Raw genomic sequence first — 13,482 nt, 5'->3', positions numbered from 1 at the left:
TATGACGAACATGATCGCCCTGATCACCGGGGCCAACAAAGGGATCGGCTTCGCCACCGCCCGCCAGCTCGGCGCCCTCGGGATGACAGTGCTGGTGGGCGCCCGCGACGCCGAGCGGGGGCGAGCGGCGGAGCGGGAGCTGCGCGACGGCGGTGCGGACGCCGTGTTCCTGCCACTCGACATCACCGACGCCGAGTCGGTGACGGCCGCCGCGAAGCGGGTGGAGGCGGAGTACGGCCGGCTGGACGTACTGGTCAACAACGCCGGCATCCTCCTCGCCGACGGCGCACGGGGGCTGCCCAGCGAGACGACAGTGGCGACATTGCGCCGGCTGTACGAGACGAACGTCTTCGGGGTGGTGACGGTGACCAACGCGCTGCTGCCGCTGCTGCGCCGGGCACCGGCCGCCCGGATCGTCAACGTCTCCAGCGAGGTCGGCTCGATCGCGGTGATGACCGACCCGAACGGCGCGCTGTTCGAGCTGACCTCCGTGCCGTACCCGTCGTCGAAGGCGGCGCTGAACATGCTCACCGCCATGTACGCCAAGGAGCTGCGGGACACCCCGATCACTGTGAACGCGGCGAACCCGGGCTACTGCGCCACCGACCTCAACGGCAACAGCGGCTTCCGCACGGCCGAGCAGGGCGCCGAGGTGAGCGTGCACCTGGCGACCCTGCCGGCCGACGGCCCGAGCGGGCTGCTGTGGGGCTTCCAGATGGACGCCGGCGGTGGGTACGGCGTGCTGCAGTGGTGACTGAGCGCTTGACCTGGAGTGCGCTCCAGCCGGCACTGTGACTCGTGCGCCCACCGGTAGGGCGCACGAGAGGAGACTCCCATGCGGTACCGCACGATCGGCGCTGACCCGGCGACCCGGCGCGAGGTCAGCGTGCTCAGCCTCGGCGCGATGCTCTTCGGCAGCGCCACCGACGAGGCCACCTCGTACGCGATCCTCGACCGGTACGTCGAGGCCGGCGGCACGTTCATCGACACGTCGGACAACTACGCGTTCTGGGTGGACGGCGGCCAGGGCGGGCAGAGTGAGGAGTTGCTCGGCCGGTGGCGGCGCAGCCGGGGCGTCGGCGCCGAGATCGTCATCGCCACCAAGCTGGGTGCCCGACCGCTGGCCCCGGGGACCAGCTACCTGGACAACGCCGAGGGCCTCTCCGCCAAGGTGATCCGCGAGTCCGCGGAGCGCAGCCGGGAACGGCTCGGGGTGGAGCGGCTGGACCTGCTCTACGCGCACATCGAGGACCGGACCGTGCCGCTCCAGGAGACCGTGGAGGGCTTCGCCGAGCTGGTCGCCGAGGGCACTGTGGGTCTGCTGGGTGCCAGCAACCACCGGGCCTGGCGGGTGGAGCGGGCCCGCGCGTTGGCCGCCGCCGCCGGCCTGCCGGGGTACGAGGTGCTCCAGTACCACCGCAGTTACCTGCCGAACCGCACCGACCTGATCAGCGAACTGGACCCGGACGGCGAGCCGGGCGGCGTCAGCGGTGACCTGCTCAGTTACCTGCGTGCCGAGCCCGAGCTGACCCTGGTGGCGTACTCGCCGCTGCTCAAGGGGGCGTTCACCCGGGCGGACAAGCCGCTCAGCTCGGCGTACGACCTGCCGAGCGCGCCCCGACGACTGGCCGCGCTGCGGGAGGTAGCCGGGCAGAGCGGCGCGACTGTCAACCAGGTGGTGCTCGCCTGGCTGCTGGGCGGTGAGCTGCCGTCCATCCCGCTGGTGGGTGCCTCCTCGGTGGCGCAACTGGAGGAGAGCCTGGCAGCGGTCGACCTGGAGCTGACCGCCGAGCAACGGCACCGCCTCGACACCACCTGGTGACCTGTCACCGACCGCCCCGCCGACCTCAGCTCACGGTCGGTGGGGCGGTCAGGTCGAGCTGCCAGTCGTTGGCCCGCATCATCCGCCCCGGCGGGTATTCGAAACCGGTCTCGCCGAGCAACGTGAAGCCGGCCTTGCGGCACACCGCGTTCGACGCCGGATTGTCGACCGAGGGGTAGGCGTGGGCGTAGTGCCGGTCCCGTCGAGCGCGGGCCACGTCCACCACCGCGCGCACCGCCGCGGTCGCCAGCCCCTGCCCCCGGTACTCGGGCAGCACCGCCCAGCCCAGCTCGTACACCGGCTGCTCGCGCCACTCGCGGGCCCAGTAGCCGACGCTGCCCGCCCGTGCCCCGTCCGGCAGCACCAGCGTGAACATGCAGCCCTGCTCGGTGCCGGAGAAGTGCACGTACCGGTCATGCCGGGCGAGCACCTGCTCGTCGGTCTCCGGGCCGCCGGTGTGCTTGCGGGTGTCCGGTGAGTTGAGCTGCCGCAGCAGGTCAAGGTCGTCCTCGTGCCACTGCTCGATGCGTACCTGTGCCATTCCGCCCCCGTTCGTCGACCCCCAGTCAAGCCGATCCCACCGACACTTCGCCCCCGAACCGGGCCCGCTAGATCGGATCTAGCGGGCGCGTGTCGTCACCTCGCGCCTTCAGTGTGGAAGGGGGGTGGCCATGGCACAGTTGCGGATCGCCGTGATCGTCGGCAGCACCCGGGAGGGGCGGGTCGGCGACCGGCTGGCCCACTGGTTCGTCGAGCAGGCCGCGCGGCACGACGACCTGGCGGTGACGGTCGTTGACCTGACCGAGTACGACTTCCCGGCCACCTACCCCGCCGAGCCGACAGCGTCCATCCGGGCGTTCGTCCGCGAGGTGGGCCGGGCGGACGCGTTCGTCGTGGTCACCCCCGAGTACAACCACAGCTTCCCGGCACCCTTGAAACAAGCCATCGACTACGCGTACGACGAGTGGCAGGCCAAAGCGGTCGGCTTCGTGTCGTACGGCTGTCGGTCCACCGGCCTGCACGCGGTCGACCAGCTCCGTACCGTCTTCACCGCACTGCACGCGATGACGGTGCGCGACGTCGTCGGGATCGACCTGCTCGCCGGCGAGCCGACCACCCAGTGCACCGACGAGCTGCAACGCGACGTCGGCGTCCTGCTCGACCAGCTGCGCTGGTGGGGTCTGGCACTGCGCGACGGCCGGGCGGCTCGACCCTACGTCTCCTGAACACGTCCAACACGAAAGGTAAGGATCATGAGTAGACGCACCACCGGCCTGGCCATCGAGGCCGAGGGGCTCACCCGCTCGTTCGGAGACACCCGGGCGCTGGCCGGCATCGACCTCCAGGTGCCCGCCGGCACCGTCTACGGTCTGCTCGGCCCGAACGGCGCGGGCAAGACCACAGCGGTCCGGGTGCTCGCCACGTTGCTGCGACCCGACGGCGGCTCCGCCCGCGTGTTCGGGCACGACGTGGTCACCGAGGCCGACAAGGTCCGTTCCCGGGTCAGCCTCACCGGCCAGTACGCCTCCGTCGACGAGGACCTGACCGGCACGGAGAACCTGGTGCTCCTCGCCCGCCTGCTCGGCCTGCGCAAGCCTGCCGCTCGGGAGCGCGCCGCGGCCCTGCTCGCCGCGTTCGGCCTGACCGACGCGAGCGACCGCCAGGTGAAGAAGTACTCGGGCGGAATGCGGCGACGCATCGACATCGCCGCCAGCATCCTGAACACCCCGGATCTGCTCTTCCTCGACGAACCGACGACCGGCCTCGACCCGCGCAGCCGCAACCAGGTGTGGGAAATCGTCCGGGCGGTGGTGTCGCACGGCACGACGGTGCTGCTGACCACCCAGTACCTCGACGAGGCCGACCAGCTCGCCGGGCGGATCGCGGTCGTCGACCACGGCCGGGTGATCGCGGAGGGCACCCCTGGTGAGTTGAAGTCGTCGATCGGCTCCGGAACCGTCCACCTGCGACTGCGCGACCCCGCTCAGCGCCCCGAGGCGGAGCGGGTGCTCCGGAAGGCGCTCGACGTGCCGGTGCAGCTCGCCGCCGATCCGGTGGCGTTGACCGCCCGCGTCGGCGAGGCCGGCACCGACCTCGACGCCAGCGCCCAGGCCGCCCGCGTGCTCAGCGACCTGGCCCGCGCCGGCATCGTTGTCGACAACTTCTCCCTCGGCCAGCCGAGCCTGGACGAGGTCTTCCTGGCCCTGACCGACCACCCCGCCGTGCCGACCGACGAGCGCGACGACGAGCTGGAGGCAGCCCGATGAGCGACACCACGACCACCACCACCGAACGGGCGCCGTCCGTCTACGTTCCGTCCGCTGAGGCGCTGGCGACAGTGCTCGCGCCAGGTTCCCGACCGCCCCGGCCGAGCGCGCTGGGCGCGTCGCTCACCTTCGGCTGGCGGGCCATGCTGAAGATCAAGCACGTACCGGAGCAGCTCTTCGACGTGACCGCGTTCCCGATCATCATGGTGCTGATGTTCACGTACCTGTTCGGTGGCGCCCTCGCCGGCAGTCCGCGCGAATACCTGCAGTTCTTCCTGCCCGGCATCATGGTGACCAGCGTCGTCATGATCACCATGTACACCGGCATCGGCCTCAACACCGACATCGAGAAGGGCATCTTCGACCGGTTCCGGACGCTGCCTGTCTGGCGTCCGGCCGCCCTGGTCGGCATGATCTTCGGCGACGTGCTGCGCTACATCCTCGCCGCCGTGGTGATCCTGGGCCTCGGGCTGGTGCTCGGGTTCCGCCCCGAAGGCGGCGTGGTCGGGGTTGTCACCGGGATCGGGCTGCTGGTCATCTTCTCGTTCGCGTTCTCCTGGGTGTGGACGTTCTTCGGGCTGATCCTGCGCAGCGAGAAGTCGGTGATGGGGGTCAGCATGATGGTGCTGTTCCCGCTGACGTTCCTGAGCAACGTCTTCGTCGAGCCGAGCACCATGCCCGGCTGGCTCCAGGCGTTCGTGAAGGTCAACCCGGTGACGCAGCTGGTGGCCGCGATCCGGGGAGCGATGAGCGGCGACTCGGACCCGTCGGCCACGATGTGGCTGCTGCTCTGGAGCGCCGGCTTCGTCCTGGTCTTCGGCACCCTGACCATGTACAGGTACAACCGCCGCTGACAGTGATTCGAGCGACGGGCGCCGCCACGGCTGTGGCGGCGCCCGTCGGCTGTCGTCCGGGTGCCCGGGTGAACGCTGGTGGTCAGACGACCGCCGGCACCTCGGCTCGGATGGTCCCCCGCAGGCGGGTGGCATCCTGACTGGGAGGCGCGCCGAACTGGCGACGATATTCGCGGCTGAACTGCGACAGGCTCTCGTAGCCAACCCGGATGCCCACCCCGGTGACGTCGTTGGGGTGCGTGGCGAGCAGGAGCCGCGCCTCCTGCAATCGGATCTGCTTTTGGAACTGGATCGGGCTCATCGCGGTCACCGCCTGGAAGTTGCGATAGAACGCCGACACGCTCATTCCGGTCAGCCGCGCCAGCTCCTCCACCCGGAACGGCTGCGCAAAGTGGTCGCGGATCCACCGGACCGCCCGGGCGATGTGACTGAGGCTGCTGTCGGCCAGACCGAGCTGCCGGACGGCCGCACCCTGCTCCCCGGTGAGCAGCCGCCACAGGATCTCCCGCTTGATCAGGGGCGCGAGCACCGTGGCGTCCCGGGGCCGATCCAGCAGCCGAAGCAGTCGGATCACCGCGTCGCCGAGCTCGTCGGGAGCGTCGCTGACCACCATCCCGGACGGTGTCCCGCCCGCCAGGGGCGGGAGGTCACCCGGCGCCGCCTGCAGCAGCAACTCCGCGACCATGGCCGGATGTAGCACCAGCCCGAAACCCAGAGCCGGCGCATCGGCGCTCGCCTGAGTGAAACGGCCGGTGACCGGCAGGTCGACCGACGCGACAAGGTACTGGCCGGCCCGGTACTCGTACACGCGGTCGCCCAGCGCCATCTGTTTGGCGCCTTGGGCGATGAGTGCCAGCACGGTGCCCGACATCGACGTGGTCGGTGCCGTCTGCTGCTCGACCTTGGAGATCAGCACGCCCTCAATGGTGGTGCTCACATCCGGTCGGGCGTGCCTGGCCAGCAACACCCGCAGCTCGTCGAGGTCCACGACCCGATTGAAGCACAGGATCGATCCTCGCCACAACGAGAGGATCAGGCAAGCCATAGCGAGCATCATTCTAACGTTTCTGCTGGTAAATGCGCTTCCATAGGAGTGTCAGTTTCCCGAAGAGTGCAGCGCAGCTCAACGATTAGGAGTCTCAACAATGTCCGTCCACCACGGGTTCCAGGCCACCATGACCGCTCAGCCGGGCAAGGCGGACGAGCTGATCCAGTTGTTGCTCGACGCACCGTCCCTGCCGCACGACGACTGCGTGGTCTTCCTCGTGTCCCGCTCGGCGTCCGACCGCGACGTCGTCCACGTCATCGAAGGCTGGACCAGCGCCGAGGCGCACAGCGCGTTCTTCGCGGGCGAGCAGGCGCAGGCCCTGGTCGCGAAGCTTCAGCCGCTGCTGGCCGGTGACTCGGCGTACACCGACGCGGTGCCGGTCGGCGGCAAGGCGACCTTCTGAACCGGCGACCGCACCGATCACCCCTACCTGTGTCAGCGAAAGGATCCTGATGAACCTCCCCCGACCGGGCATCGACCCCGAGTTGCTCGTACCCCTGGCTGAACTGCCGTCGATGCCGCCCCTCGGCCCCGAGGTGATCGAGCAGCTGCGCCACTTTCCCCAACCGTCGATCGAAAGTCATCTGGAAGGCCGTGCGATCGAGCGGCGCGAGGTCGCCGTTCCCGCCACTGACGGAACACCGATCCCGCTGTCCATCCTCAGCCCCACCGATCGTGCCGCCGGCGCACCTTGCGTCTACTGGATCCACGGCGGCGGGATGATGTGGGGCGACCGTTACTCGAACATCGATGTCCCGCTGGAATGGCTCGACCAGTTCGGCGCCGTCGTGGTCACCGTGGACTACCGGCTGGCCCCGGAGGTAACCGGTACGACCCTGGTCGACGACTGTTACCAGGGCCTGCTCTGGGTCGCCGAGAACGCCGTGGACCTCGGCATCGACCCGGCCCGCATCGTCGTAGCCGGTGCCAGCGCCGGAGGTGGCCTGGCGGCAGGAGTCACGCTGATGGCTCGCGACCGCAATACCCCGACCATCGCCGCCCAGTTGCTGTCGTGCCCCATGCTCGACCACCGCAACGACACCACCTCCAGCCGTCAGTACAGCGGGCTGGACGGCGTGTGGACCCGGGAGATGAACGAGTTCGGGTGGCGCAGCGTCCTCGGCGACAACATCGGCGACGACGTCTCCGCGTACGTCTCACCCGCGCTGGCGGACGACCTGTCCGGTCTGCCGACCACGTACATCGACGCTGGGACCGCCGAGGTTTTCCGCGACGAGGATGTCAGCTACGCGAGCCGGATCTGGGCCGCTGGCGGCCAGGCCGAGTTGCACCTGTGGGCCGGTGGCTTCCACGGATTTTCGGCGCTGTTCCCCGAGGTCCGCGTGTCGGCCGCGGCACGACGCGCCCAGACCGACTGGCTCGCCCGGGTTCTGGACCCCAGCCCCGATCTCAAGGACTGAGCCGCGGGGCCCGTGCCCGGCGCTGACCAGCCGGCGCGCCGGCCACGGGCTCAGAGCCGCCAGCGCAGCGGCTCCGGCGGCAGATAGCGGCAGGTGGTGCCGGTGGAGACGGCGTCGCGCAGGTGGCTCGCCAGTGCCGGGTGCCGGTCGTCGAGCTTGCGGAGCGTGTCGCGGATTCGCGCGGTCACCGTCTTGCGGGCCCGTTCGGCCTCGTCGCCCAGGCGGCGACTCCGGCCGGCGAGGCCCGCCGCGGCACGCAGCTCGTCGAGCAACGCACCCCGCTCGACGTCCAGCTTGGACACCTTCCGGTCGTCGTCGCGGGCGGCGGCCCGGTCGATCTCCTCGTCGAGGCGGGCCAGATGCCTCCGGTAGCGGGCCTTCGCCTCGTCGTCGAGGACCGGGTCGGCACCCATCCGGCGGGCGGCGACCAGCTCCGGCCCGGCCGCCGGGTCAAGCAACTCGACCGCCGGTACGTCGCTGCCCGGGCGGTTGAGCAGCAGGTGCAGGTCGTGCAGGCCCTTGGCGTCGGGCAGGTGCACCACGACCCCGTCGTACGCGAGCTGCCAGACCGGCCCGTCGCGCCGAAACTCGTACCCCTCGATCGCAGTCGCGAGCGGCGCGGCCTGGCCGGGCGCGACGACCTGACCCGACCCGACGGCCCGGCCCGAATCAGCAACCTGGCCCGGCGCGATGGCCTGGCCGGGCCCTACAAGCTGACCCGACCCAGCAGCCTGGACCGACATGACGGCCTGGTCCGGGACGTCGGCGTCGGGGGCCGTCGGTGCGGCGAGCCGGTGGAGCACCTGCGTCATGCCGAGGGCTGTCGCCTCCTGGACGGCGGCGGCGCGCAGCGCAGCCGACGTCACGGTGTCGCCGGGGTGACCTCGGCCGGCGAGGGCGTTCGCGAGGCCCGTGCGGGCGAGCAGCGACCAGGGCCGGGAGCCCAGCCGGTCGGCGGAGTCCCGAGCGGCGGTGAAGCCGGCGATGGCGTCGTCCCAGCGTGCCTGGGCGGCGTCGACCAGCGCCAGCCAGTGGTCGACGGGGCCACTGATATCGCAGCCGAAGAGCCCTACCGTCCACTCTCCACGATGCGGGGCCAGCGCGGCCCGCGCGGCGTCGCAGCGCTGCGGGTCGGCGGACGCGGCGGCGGCCTGCGCGCGTAGCCGTAGCCAGAGCGGTGACACCGGGCGCGGGTACCGGATGCCGTCGGCCTCGATGCCGGCGGTCAGGCGGATCGCCGTCTCGCCGTCGCCCCGCTCGGCTGCGGTGATCGCGCGCAGCAGCTCCCGGTAGGGGTAGTCGATCGGGGCCAGCCCGTCCACCAGCGCGGCGGCCTCGGCGACCCGGCCCTGGAGCAGCAGTCGGGACCAGCGCAGGTGGTGGCCCATGAACCCGAACTCGGTGTGGCCCGGGTCGGTCTGGTCGGTGAGGACGGCGAACCGCTCGTCGGCAGTGGCGAAGTCACCCTGGAACGCCGCGATGATCCCGCTGTCGACGGCCGCGGCCAGCCGGTGCCGGGCGAAGTCGCCCTGCCGCTCGGCGTCGACGAAGGTGGTGAGCTCCTCGGCGAAGCGAGGGTCGCCCAACTCCAGCAGGGCCACCCAGCGCAGCGAGGTGGCCCACAGCTCGGTCTCCCGGTCACCCGTCCGACGGGCCACGTCCCGGATCTCGGCGGTGAGTGCGGCTCGGGCCGCGGCGGTGCCGAGCCCCCAGGTCGTGTCGTGACGGGCCCAGAGGCTGAAGGTGAGCGCCTCGTCGTCCTGCCCTCGACGGGCGATCGTCTCGCTGGCGGTGATCAGGTCGGCGACCAGGGCGCCGACCGTCGCGGTGGCGTCCGGTTCGCCGATCAACCGGCGATACGCCTCGCGCACCAACTCCGCCGCCTCGGTCGACTGGGCGGTATCCACCTGGCGGGAGCGGTTCACGGTGAGCGCGACCCGGGCCAGCAGCACCGGTTCGTCGAGTGAACGGGCCAGCCTGGCGGCCTCGGCCAGTAGTCGCGTGACCTCTTCCCGACGGGCGTGGTGATAGTGCGACTCGGCGAACTCGACGAGGATCCGCACTCGTTGTGCCGGGTCTTCGACGACCTCGAGGGCTCGGCGGAAGTGCACCGCCGCCTCGTCGCCGGCCAGCCGGGCGAACGCGTCCCGCCCGGCGGCGACCAGCAGAGTCGCCACCCGAGCACGGTCGAGCGCGGGGCCGGCCAGGTAGGCGTGGCGGGCAAGGTCGGCCGGGATCAGCCGGTCGGTGAGCTCCCGCAGGTCGTCGACCGCCCGGACGACCGCGCCGTGGCGGGCCCGCCGGTCGTCGTCGGTCAGCCCGTCGTAGAGGGTTTCGCGGACCAGGTCGTGGGCGAAGGCGAAGCGGCCACCGCCCCGGGCGACCACCAGTCGGGCGGTCACCGCCCGGTCGAGCAACCGGTCGACCTGCGCCGCCGGTGCGGGCGCGCAGGCCGCGAGGACCTGGCGGTGGAACTCGCGACCCAGTACGGCGGCGACGGTCAGCGCCTCCACCACGGCGGCGGGCAGTTGGGCCAGGCGGCGGCGCACCGCCTCCCGTACGCCGGGTGCGATCGTGCCGACCGCGTCGTCGGCGTGCCACAGCCGCGCGGTCTGCTCGACGAAGAACGGGTTGCCGCCGGTGCGCCGATGCACCTCGTCGACCAGGCTGGCCTCGGGCTCCCGGCCGGCCGTCCGGGTCATCAGTGCGGCCACCTCGTCACGGGTGAAACCGGTGAGGGTGATCGTGGTGGCCTTCGCGACCAGCGGCATCAGCAACGGGCGCAGCGGATGCTCGCCCGACTCGACCTCGGCGTCGCGGTAGGTGCCGATCAGCAGGAGCCGCTCGAACCAGGTGTGCTGGGCGGCGAAGCTCAGCAACCGCAGTGAGGCCGGGTCGGCCCAGTGCAGGTCGTCGAGGACGACCACGACCGGCCGGTGCTGGGAGACGGCGACCAGGGCGGCGGTCACCGCGTCGTACAGCGCGAACGCCTCCTGGTCGGCGGCGTCCGGGCCGGGGTCGACGCCGGCCCAACTGACGAGGCGACCGGCCTGCTCGCCGCCGGCGCCGGACTGGCCGAGCAGGGCGGCGAGGGCCGGCTCTGCGGACTGCCGCGCCACCGCCCAGTCGTCGGCGGAGCGCCGCAGGGCACGCAGCACCTGCACCCACGGCCAGTAGCCGGGGGCGCTGTCGGAATCCCAGCAGGCGGCGCCGAGCACCAGCGCGCCTCGTTGCCGGGCCTCCCGGGCCGCCGACGTGACGAGGGTCGTCTTGCCGATGCCCGGCTCGCCGGTGACCAGGGCGAGACCGCCGTGGCTGGTGGTGGCGCGGTCCAACTCGGCGCGCAGCAGACCCGCGGGGTGATTCCGCCCGATGATGGCGTCGCCCAGCGCGTCCATGGTTCCCAGACGGTACTGGACCCGTCCGACAGCGCGAGCGAGTTAGCCGGCGGAACGCCTCGCGAGGTCTCGCCAGCCCAGGTGGGTTCGGAGCCTTTGGAGCTGATGTCGCCAACGAGTCGGGCCCCATCATTCCCTATACTTCCCCATTCGGGTAGCGTAGGGAGCGATGACGGAAGAAATGTACTCAGTTGAGCAGGTGGCCGACCGGCTCAACCTGCATGTGCGCACTGTGCGCGGCTACATCCGCTCGGGTCGGCTGCGCGCCGTGCGGATCGGCAAGCAGTACCGGATCGGTGCCAGTGATCTCGACGCCCTCACCGGACAGACCCCGACCGCGCCGAGCGTCGGCAGGCAGGCGGAGGTGTCGAGCATCGTCCAGATCGACGGTGTCGACAGGGCCGCCGCCGACCGGCTCGGCACGCTCGTGCTCACCAGCGCCAACACCGGCCACGATCAGGCCAACCCGCTGCGGGTGCAGACCGTGTACGACGAGGAACGCCATCGCATGAAGATCATCATCCTGGGTGACCCGGCCGCCACCGCCGAGTTGCTGCACCTGCTCGACGCCGTACTCAACGCCGACAACGGCCTGCTCGACCGGGAGGTCCACGATGCCTGACGAGATCCAGGAACGCGCCGGAGTGCCGGTGCTGGTCTGCGACCCGGCGGGGCCGCCGCTGGCCACCGAGCAGGACGCGCTGGACCTGATCGGGGCGGCGTTCCTCGGCGCCCAGGTGGTCGCCGTGCCAGCCAACCGACTCGACGAACGCTTCTTCTCGCTGGGCACCCGCTTCGCCGGCGACGTGATGCAGAAGTTCGTCAACTACCGGGTGCGGCTGGCTGTCGTCGGCGACATCTCGGCGCAGCTCGCGGAGAGCTCCGCGTTGCGCGCGCTGGTGCACGAGTCGAACCAGGGTGGGCAGATCTGGTTCGTCCCCGACCTCGACGCGCTCGACACCCGCCTCCGCGCGGCGCGATAGCCACCTCACCGGTCGGGCACGACCGCCATCTCCACCGCGTCCGGCTCCACTCCCCTGATCCGAGCCTGCTCGGCCGCCCACCGCAGATAGGCCAGCCACTCCTCGGACGACCACCCGTTGCGCCGGCCGACACCCGCCTCGGCGGGGAGTTGACCGGCCACGACACGGTCGAGGATCAGGGGCTGCACGCCGCCCACCCCGCGCCGATAGCCGACGAAGTAGAGGACCTTCGTGCACAGGCCCGGCCCCAACCACGGCAGGCGAGCGTGATCGGGGTCGCGGAAGCGGCGGTACGCCGTACGTAGCGCGTCCTCGTCGGGCGCGGGCGTGGACACCTCCTCCAGCGCGTACGCCAGGCGTTTGCCGTGCGGATCGGCGTCGAGCGACCTGGCGGCGCGCCACGGGCCGTACCCGATGGGGCCGTAGGCCCAGGCCAGCACGGCCGCCAGTAGGTGCCGTGGGCTCGCGGACCCCGCCCGGTACGCGTCGGCCACCGCGAAGACGTCCCGCCGCCAGAGCTCCCCGCTCGCTGGCAGCGTGTCGGGCCACGCATCCGGTGGTAGCCCAGCCCGCCACCTGTCCATGTTGAACCTCACCGGAGCCCGCTCCCCCGGTAACACCAGACCCTCGGTCGCCTGCATCGTCGCCTCCCCAGATCGCGCGCTCGCGGAACTCCGTGGTTCGGACGCTATGGTCGGGCGTTTCCACCTGCCGCCCGCCGACGGCAAATCGCGGTATCGACCGCAGGTGCGCCTGCCTTGCGGGCAGCCGGCATCCGGCGGGGTCGAGAACGTCGCACTGTTGACCTACGGTGCTCCCGTGCTTCCCCGAAACGTGAAAATCATCGATCAGGTCCGCGCCGAGGCGCTAAGCCGCGGCATCCCCGCCGCCGACGTGGAACGCTGGCTGGGGCTCGCCCGCCCGTCTGCCTTTCTGACACAGGGGGGTGACGGGCCGGTAGTGGGCGCCATCCGTGGGCCGGTGATGCTTCCGGCCGACGCCGAGGACCCCGAATACCCCTTGATCGCCACCATCGACTGCGCTGCTCTTCCGGCAGACGTGACCGACCTTCCACTGCCGTCCGACGGCCAACTGCTGCTGTTCGGCTGGCCCGAGGAAAGCGGCTGGGGCGAGGTCAGGTATGTGCCGGCAGGCGTGGCGGTCGAGGAACGAGAGCAGTATCCGCCTGACTTTCCTCCGGACGACGAGGAGTTCGCCGAGGTCTACACGGAGATCCCGCAGGGCGATCTGCACCTCACCGTCGACATCTCTCTGCCCTACGTCAAGACGATCCCGGGGCCCCCGTGGTCTCCGCCCCTGCCGGGAGATACCCCGTTCGAAGAGCTGACCGAGGTGTGGAAGAAAGTCCTGGACGACGTGCCGGACGGCCCGTTCTCCTATGAGGACGGGACGACGCCGCTGCTGTTGGGCGGCTACGGCACTGACTGCAACGGTTTCAACCCCGCGTGGTTGGGCGCCAACCCCTCGGGCCGGTCCGGCCACGACGAGTCGGACCATGGTGACTGGGTTGTGCTGGCCGAGTTCCACGGCGGCAGACAAGGCGGGGCGAGCATCCACTGGGTGATCCAGCGTGCCGACCTGAAGGACCGACGCTTCGACCAGGCCAGCGTCCTCGTCTACTGGAATCCGTGAGTGCCAGTACCGATAGCCACCTCACCGGTCGGGACG

14 protein-coding genes are annotated in these 13,482 nt (G+C 71.0%); 10 read left to right on the top strand and 4 right to left on the bottom strand.

The window, feature by feature from the left end; all coding sequences use genetic code 11:
* Position 1 precedes the first annotated feature (1 nt).
* Complete coding sequence (locus tag MED15_RS16245; RefSeq protein WP_112725639.1) at positions 2-754, top strand: SDR family oxidoreductase; 753 nt, start codon at positions 2-4, stop codon at positions 752-754.
* Between the two features lie 81 nt (positions 755-835).
* Entirely contained in the window at positions 836-1,822 is a 987-nt protein-coding gene (locus MED15_RS16240) for an aldo/keto reductase (protein ID WP_112680430.1), read from the top strand.
* A 25-nt stretch (positions 1,823-1,847) separates the two neighbouring features.
* Here the strand turns inward: MED15_RS16240 and MED15_RS16235 are convergent, their stop codons facing one another.
* On the bottom strand, positions 1,848-2,363 hold the full coding sequence (locus MED15_RS16235) for a GNAT family N-acetyltransferase (RefSeq protein ID WP_112725641.1): 516 nt from the start codon (positions 2,361-2,363) through the stop codon (positions 1,848-1,850).
* A gap of 130 nt (positions 2,364-2,493) precedes the next feature.
* Between MED15_RS16235 and MED15_RS16230 the strand changes: the two genes are divergently transcribed.
* The 3 genes from MED15_RS16230 to MED15_RS16220 are packed head-to-tail and all read left to right on the top strand — an operon-like array spanning position 2,494 to position 4,943.
* A complete protein-coding gene (locus MED15_RS16230; RefSeq protein ID WP_112736288.1) occupies positions 2,494-3,048 on the top strand; it encodes an NADPH-dependent FMN reductase in 555 nt (184 codons plus the stop codon).
* Positions 3,049-3,075: 27 nt separating this feature from the next.
* Complete coding sequence (locus MED15_RS16225) at positions 3,076-4,089, top strand: ATP-binding cassette domain-containing protein (RefSeq protein WP_112725642.1); 1,014 nt, start codon at positions 3,076-3,078, stop codon at positions 4,087-4,089.
* The gene (locus MED15_RS16220) at positions 4,086-4,943 is read left to right on the top strand and encodes an ABC transporter permease (protein ID WP_112582303.1); all 858 of its coding nucleotides are present in this window, start codon (positions 4,086-4,088) and stop codon (positions 4,941-4,943) included. The genes MED15_RS16225 and MED15_RS16220 overlap by 4 nt, the downstream gene beginning before the upstream one ends.
* 82 nt (positions 4,944-5,025) lie before the next feature.
* On the opposite strand, the gene MED15_RS16215 is transcribed toward MED15_RS16220, so the two are convergent.
* The gene (locus MED15_RS16215) at positions 5,026-5,931 is read right to left on the bottom strand and encodes an AraC family transcriptional regulator (RefSeq protein WP_112601823.1); all 906 of its coding nucleotides are present in this window, start codon (positions 5,929-5,931) and stop codon (positions 5,026-5,028) included.
* A gap of 157 nt (positions 5,932-6,088) precedes the next feature.
* Between MED15_RS16215 and MED15_RS16210 the strand changes: the two genes are divergently transcribed.
* Together MED15_RS16210 and MED15_RS16205 are read left to right on the top strand one after the other, a co-directional pair.
* Positions 6,089-6,394: a putative quinol monooxygenase gene (locus MED15_RS16210; protein ID WP_088946385.1), complete on the top strand. Its 306-nt coding sequence runs from the start codon at positions 6,089-6,091 to the stop codon at positions 6,392-6,394.
* Between the two features lie 49 nt (positions 6,395-6,443).
* On the top strand, positions 6,444-7,412 hold the full coding sequence (locus tag MED15_RS16205) for an alpha/beta hydrolase (protein WP_112736065.1): 969 nt from the start codon (positions 6,444-6,446) through the stop codon (positions 7,410-7,412).
* Between the two features lie 50 nt (positions 7,413-7,462).
* Here MED15_RS16205 and MED15_RS16200 read toward each other — a convergent pair whose 3' ends face one another.
* Positions 7,463-10,810: an ATP-binding protein gene (locus tag MED15_RS16200; protein WP_112736063.1), complete on the bottom strand. Its 3,348-nt coding sequence runs from the start codon at positions 10,808-10,810 to the stop codon at positions 7,463-7,465.
* Positions 10,811-10,979: 169 nt separating this feature from the next.
* On the opposite strand from MED15_RS16200, the gene MED15_RS16195 reads away from it, so the two are divergent.
* Complete coding sequence (locus MED15_RS16195) at positions 10,980-11,432, top strand: helix-turn-helix domain-containing protein (RefSeq protein WP_112731819.1); 453 nt, start codon at positions 10,980-10,982, stop codon at positions 11,430-11,432.
* Positions 11,425-11,793 carry a DUF4180 domain-containing protein gene (locus MED15_RS16190; RefSeq protein ID WP_112582310.1) on the top strand — a complete coding sequence of 123 codons (369 nt, stop codon included), beginning with the start codon at positions 11,425-11,427 and terminating at the stop codon, positions 11,791-11,793. The genes MED15_RS16195 and MED15_RS16190 overlap by 8 nt, the downstream gene beginning before the upstream one ends.
* Positions 11,794-11,798: 5 nt before the next feature.
* On the opposite strand, the gene MED15_RS16185 is transcribed toward MED15_RS16190, so the two are convergent.
* On the bottom strand, positions 11,799-12,434 hold the full coding sequence (locus tag MED15_RS16185; RefSeq protein WP_112731817.1) for an 8-oxoguanine DNA glycosylase OGG fold protein: 636 nt from the start codon (positions 12,432-12,434) through the stop codon (positions 11,799-11,801).
* A 49-nt stretch (positions 12,435-12,483) separates the two neighbouring features.
* On the opposite strand from MED15_RS16185, the gene MED15_RS16180 reads away from it, so the two are divergent.
* A complete protein-coding gene (locus MED15_RS16180) occupies positions 12,484-13,446 on the top strand; it encodes a YwqG family protein (RefSeq protein WP_112736062.1) in 963 nt (320 codons plus the stop codon).
* Positions 13,447-13,482: the final 36 nt, after the last annotated feature.

The organism is Micromonospora noduli, assembly GCF_003264475.1.
Lineage (GTDB): Bacteria > Actinomycetota > Actinomycetes > Mycobacteriales > Micromonosporaceae > Micromonospora > Micromonospora noduli.
The sequence above is the reverse complement of the archived record's forward strand: the minus strand, read 5'-3'. Positions and strand labels throughout refer to the sequence as shown.

What these genes read in the sequence shown, in the direction of transcription:
- MED15_RS16240 (WP_112680430.1), top strand. Translation starts at nt 836, where the DNA reads ATGCGGTACCGCACGATCGGCGCTGACCCGGCGACCCGGCGCGAGGTC.
- MED15_RS16230 (WP_112736288.1), top strand. Translation starts at nt 2,494, where the DNA reads ATGGCACAGTTGCGGATCGCCGTGATCGTCGGCAGCACCCGGGAGGGG.
- MED15_RS16180 (WP_112736062.1), top strand. Translation starts at nt 12,484, where the DNA reads ATGGTCGGGCGTTTCCACCTGCCGCCCGCCGACGGCAAATCGCGGTAT.
- MED15_RS16210 (WP_088946385.1), top strand. Translation starts at nt 6,089, where the DNA reads ATGTCCGTCCACCACGGGTTCCAGGCCACCATGACCGCTCAGCCGGGC.
- MED15_RS16235 (WP_112725641.1), bottom strand. Translation starts at nt 2,363, where the DNA reads ATGGCACAGGTACGCATCGAGCAGTGGCACGAGGACGACCTTGACCTG.
- MED15_RS16245 (WP_112725639.1), top strand. Translation starts at nt 2, where the DNA reads ATGACGAACATGATCGCCCTGATCACCGGGGCCAACAAAGGGATCGGC.
- MED15_RS16225 (WP_112725642.1), top strand. Translation starts at nt 3,076, where the DNA reads ATGAGTAGACGCACCACCGGCCTGGCCATCGAGGCCGAGGGGCTCACC.
- MED15_RS16195 (WP_112731819.1), top strand. Translation starts at nt 10,980, where the DNA reads ATGACGGAAGAAATGTACTCAGTTGAGCAGGTGGCCGACCGGCTCAAC.
- MED15_RS16205 (WP_112736065.1), top strand. Translation starts at nt 6,444, where the DNA reads ATGAACCTCCCCCGACCGGGCATCGACCCCGAGTTGCTCGTACCCCTG.
- MED15_RS16185 (WP_112731817.1), bottom strand. Translation starts at nt 12,434, where the DNA reads ATGCAGGCGACCGAGGGTCTGGTGTTACCGGGGGAGCGGGCTCCGGTG.
- MED15_RS16200 (WP_112736063.1), bottom strand. Translation starts at nt 10,810, where the DNA reads ATGGACGCGCTGGGCGACGCCATCATCGGGCGGAATCACCCCGCGGGT.
- MED15_RS16190 (WP_112582310.1), top strand. Translation starts at nt 11,425, where the DNA reads ATGCCTGACGAGATCCAGGAACGCGCCGGAGTGCCGGTGCTGGTCTGC.
- MED15_RS16220 (WP_112582303.1), top strand. Translation starts at nt 4,086, where the DNA reads ATGAGCGACACCACGACCACCACCACCGAACGGGCGCCGTCCGTCTAC.